At 71.0% G+C, this 4,439-nt stretch carries 3 protein-coding genes and 1 pseudogene; all 4 read right to left on the reverse strand.

The genetic code is table 11. The annotated features are described in order from the left end of the window. Positions 1 to 482, reverse strand: a pseudogene (locus tag D7X55_RS36480) (cytochrome c); the annotation flags it as partial. Next, positions 479 to 1,009 (reverse strand): DUF3341 domain-containing protein, encoded by a 531-nt coding sequence (locus D7X55_RS36485; RefSeq protein ID WP_120552016.1) that lies wholly within the window; start codon positions 1,007 to 1,009, stop codon positions 479 to 481. The gene D7X55_RS36485 and the pseudogene D7X55_RS36480, both read right to left, overlap by 4 nt. Beyond that, positions 1,006 to 2,430, reverse strand: coding sequence for an NrfD/PsrC family molybdoenzyme membrane anchor subunit (gene nrfD, locus D7X55_RS36490; RefSeq protein ID WP_121725445.1), 1,425 nt, complete (start codon positions 2,428 to 2,430; stop codon positions 1,006 to 1,008). The genes D7X55_RS36485 and nrfD overlap by 4 nt, the downstream gene beginning before the upstream one ends. Next, the coding region (locus D7X55_RS36495) for a 4Fe-4S dicluster domain-containing protein (RefSeq protein ID WP_121725446.1) at positions 2,427 to 4,439 on the reverse strand (2,013 nt) is incomplete at its 5' end. The genes D7X55_RS36495 and nrfD, both read right to left, overlap by 4 nt.

A 4,439-nucleotide genomic window follows, 5' to 3' on the forward strand; every position in this document is an offset into this window, starting at 1 on the left:
CTTTCGGGCAGCGGGAAGGCTCCGGGCCCCACCCTCGCGGTCACGGCCTGCGTTCCCGTGTATGGGGCTTCGCCCTCCACCACGCCGTAGACCACCTGATCCGCGTGGCGGTGCGGCACGAACAGCCCGGGCGGCCGGCGCTGCGGCATCTTCCGCGCCACGATGGCGTCCCCATCCCCCGTCAGCCCGTGGCACACCGCGCACCAGGTCTCATAGGCCGTGCGCCCCTGCGCCAGCAGCTCCCCCGTCAACGGCACCGGCACCGCTTGAACCCAGCCGCCCTCCGCCGTGAGCCCCTGCGTGTCCCCTCGCGCGCGCCACTCCTGCGCCACCGTCCCCGGCACCAGGGGCCGCATGGCCCGGCCGTCCTCGAAGAACGGGCTCGGCTTGAACGCCTCCGCTCGCGGCTGTGACGCCATCGGATCCGTGTCGTCGCACGCGGCCATCCCTCCCAGCAGCGCCATGAGCGTCCAGCGCTTCATCGCGCGCCCTCCGCCACCACGGACACCTGCCGCGCGCCCAGCTCGCGCAGCGCGGCCTCCACCTGCGGCGCGTCGTCGCGGTCCACCGCCACGCTCGCCCAGAAGCCGTCCACGGACGCGCTGCGGAAGGACTCCACGTCGAACACCGGGTGCGTCACGTGCGGGAAGCCGAACAGCAGCATCAGCGCGCCGAACACCGTCAGCGCCGCGCTCAACACCGCCAGCTCGAACGTGATGGGCAGGTTCGTGGGCACGCTGTGCAACGGCCGTCCTCCCACGTCCAACGGATAGTCCACCGCGTTCGTGAACCACTGCGTGACGTACGCGAACACCGCCCCGCCCAGCCCCGCGCCCAGGGTCAGCAATGGCAGCCATGAGCGCTTCAGCCCCAGCGCCTCGAACGTCTCCTCCACCGGGAACGGCGTGTGCGCGTCCAGCTGCTCGAAGCCCTTCGCCCTCAGGGCCTTCAGCGCGGCCACCAGCGCGTCACTCGACGCGAACTCTCCCAGCACCCAGTGGCGGCTCATGGCGCACCACCGGGCCGGGTGCCTTCTTCACGCCGGAACTGGAGCGACGCGTCCACCTCCCGCTGGAGCTCCTTCATCTCGCTCACCGACACGGCCGGCACGAACTTCAGGAACAGCAGGAACGCCGTGCCGAAGAACGCCACCGTGCCGCCCAGCAGGCTCCAGTCCACCCACGTGGGCCGGTACGCCGCCCAGGACGACGGCAGGAAGTCCATGCTCAGCGACGCCACCACGATGAGGAAGCGCTCCGTCCACATCCCCACGTTGATGAGCAGTGACGCCACCCACAGCACCGCCACGTTCGTGCGCATCCGAGGGAACCAGAACAGCTGCGGCACCAGCACGTTGCAGAACACCTGCATCCAGAACAGCGGCGCGTAGGGCCCGGAGAACTCGGCCTCCGTGGCGTGCAGCTCGAAGGGGTTCGCGCTGAACCAGGCGAAGAAGTGCTCCTGGATGTAGCCGTAGGTCACCATCCAACCCGTGGCCAGCAGCACCTTCGCCATGTTGTCCAGGTGCAGCGGCGTCACCACGTGCTCGATGCCCAGCGCCTTGCGCGCGGGAATGAGCAGGGTGATGACCAGCGCGAAGCCGCTGAACACCGCGCCCGCGACGAAGTACGGCGGGAAGATGGTGGTGTGCCAGCCCGGCAACTGCGCCACCGCGAAGTCGAAGGACACGATGGTGTGCACGCTCACCACCAGCGGCGTGGCCAGCCCCGCCAGCAGCAGGTAGCCCGTGCGCCACTGCCGCCAGTGCCTCGCCGAGCCCCTCCACCCCAGGCTCGCCAGCCCGTACCAGAAGCGCGCCCGGGGCGTCCTCGCCGTGTCCCGCGCCGTGGCCAGGTCCGGAATCAGGCCCACGAACCAGAACAGCAGCGACACCGTGAGGTACGTCCCCACCGCCGCGATGTCCCACGTCAGCGGCGAGCGGAACTGCGGCCACGCCCGCAGGCTGCTGGGGTACGGCACCAGCCAGTAGAACTTCCACGGCCGCCCCAGGTGCAGCAGCGGGAAGAGCCCCGCGCACGTCACCGCGAAGAGCGTCATCGCCTCCGCGAAGCGGTTGATGGAGCCGCGCCACTTCTCCTGGAACAGCAGCAGGATGGCGCTGATGAGCGTCCCCGCGTGGCCAATTCCAATCCACCACACGAAGTTCGTGATGCCGAACGCCCACGCCACCGGGATGTTGTTGCCCCACGTCCCCACGCCCACGAAGAGCGTGGCGCAGATGGCCACCACCAGCAGCGCGGTCCCGGCCAGCCCCAGCGCCAGCAGCGCCCACCAGGTCCGGCCCGGGGGGCGGTGCACGAAGGCCAGCAGCGACTCGCTGTAGGCGCGGTCGGAGTGGCGCCCCTCCAGCAGCGGGTGCTCGGTGAGCGGGTCCCCGGGCGCGGGCACCTGCGGGTCGGCGGTGCTCATGCGCCTCCCTTCGGCGCCGGGTTCTTCAGGCGCACCAGGTGCACCGTGCGCGGCTGGGTGCCCAACGTGTTGAGCAGCTTGTAGTGCCGGGGGTCCTCGTGCTCCCGGCGCACGCGTGAGTCCGGCGCGCGCAGGTCTCCGAAGGTGATGGCCTCCGTGGGACAGGCCTGCTGGCAGGCGGTGCGGACCTCGCCTTCACGCACGTCCCGCTGCGCCGAGCGCGCGACGGTGCGCGCCCGTTCGATGCGCTGCACGCAGTACGTGCACTTCTCCATCACCCCGCGCGAGCGCACCGTCACGTCCGGGTTCTGGCGCAGCTGCGTGAGGGGTTCGCGCCGCTGGTACTCCAGGTAGTTGAAGCGGCGGACCTTGTAGGGACAGTTGTTGGAGCAATACCGGGTCCCGATGCAGCGGTTGTAGACCATCTGGTTGAGGCCCTCGTCCGAGTGGACGGTGGCGTTCACCGGGCACACGTACTCGCAGGGCGCGGCCTCGCAGTGCACGCACGCCACGGGCTGGGTGATGAAGCCCGGGTCGTCCGGGTCCCCCAGGAAGTAGCGGTCGATGCGCAGCCAGTGCATCTCCCGGCTGCGCAGCACGCCGTCGCGGCCCACCACGGGCACGTTGTTCTCCGCCTGGCAGGCCACCATGCACGCGCTGCACCCGGTGCACCGGTGCAGGTCGATGGCCATGGCCCACTGGTGGCGGTCGCTCTTGAGCAGAGCGTTGGGTGGGTAGAGCCGCTCCGGCTTCTCCTGGAGGGATTCGAGCGCCTGGGGCTTCGCGAGGAAGGACGCCTGCGTGAACTGGAGCGCCAGCTGACGGCCCTCCATGCTCCAGTGTTCCTGCGTGAGCGCCAGCGCGTGGTGCCGGCCCGTGCGGGTGATGTTCGTGATGCCACCGCCCGACGCCAGGGAACTGGACCGCAGCGTGTACGCGTTGACGCCGACGCCCTGCCCCACCGGGCCCACACGCTCGCGGCCGTGGCCCAGCGCCAGCGTCACCGTGTCGTCCGGCTGGCCGGGCAGCACCAGCACGGGCACCTCCAACGCCTTGCCCTGTACCTCGATGCGAGCCACGTCTCCCTTCTCCAGCTTCAGCGCCCGCGCGGTGGCCGGGGAGAGCAGCGCCGCGTTGTCCCAGGTGAGCTTCGTCACCGGGTCGGGCAGCTCCTGGAGCCACGCGTTGCCCGCGAAGCGGCCGTCGTACAGCCGTGAGTCCAGCACCAGGGCCAGCTCCAGGCCCTCGGGTGCTTTGGGTTCCGGAACCTCCCGGGCCGCCTTCAAGACCGCGGCCTCGTCCAGCACGGCCCGCGCGGGTGCGGACTGGGTCCCGGGGATCACGCCGTCCGCGAGCCACGCCTCCCAGCGCGCCTCGAAGTCCGATGGCGAGGCCGTGCGTTCACGCCACAGGGACTTGAGCAGGTCGTACGGGCTTTGTGAGTCCAGGCCCGCGAAGACGGACAGCAGCTCCACCTCGGAGACCGCGCCTGGGAACAGGGGCGCGATGAGGGGTTGCAGCACGGACGCGGTGCCGTCGGGTGCGCGGCCGTCGCGCCAGGACTCGAAGGGGTGCGTCGCGGGGACGAAGGTGGGGCAGAGGGCCGCGGTCTCGTCCTCGTGGAGGCCGTGGTACAGCCGGAACGGGACGCGCTCCAGGTCGCGCGTGAAGCCTGATTCCACCGCTTCCGTCCAGGCCGGGTTCCACGCCGTGATGATCAGCGTGTCCACCCGTCCATCGAGCAGCTCCCCCGGGAGCTGACCCATCGCCTCCGGGAAGGCCACGGGCTCGATCAACCGGGGCGCGTTGCCCAGCGCTTCGTCCATCGCGAACGCCAGCGCATGCGCCAGGGGCGGTTGACCCGGGCCCACCGTCACCCGGCCCTGCCCCCGGTGCGCGAGCAGGTCCCTCGCCGCACCGCGCACCCAGGCGCGCTGCGCGTCCGTCAGCGCGGGCGTGGGAACGCGCAAGCTCGCGAGCCCCGAGGCCAACGTGCTCCCGCCCGTTCC

This window comes from Corallococcus sp. AB049A (genome assembly GCF_003668885.1).
Lineage (GTDB): Bacteria > Myxococcota > Myxococcia > Myxococcales > Myxococcaceae > Corallococcus > Corallococcus interemptor.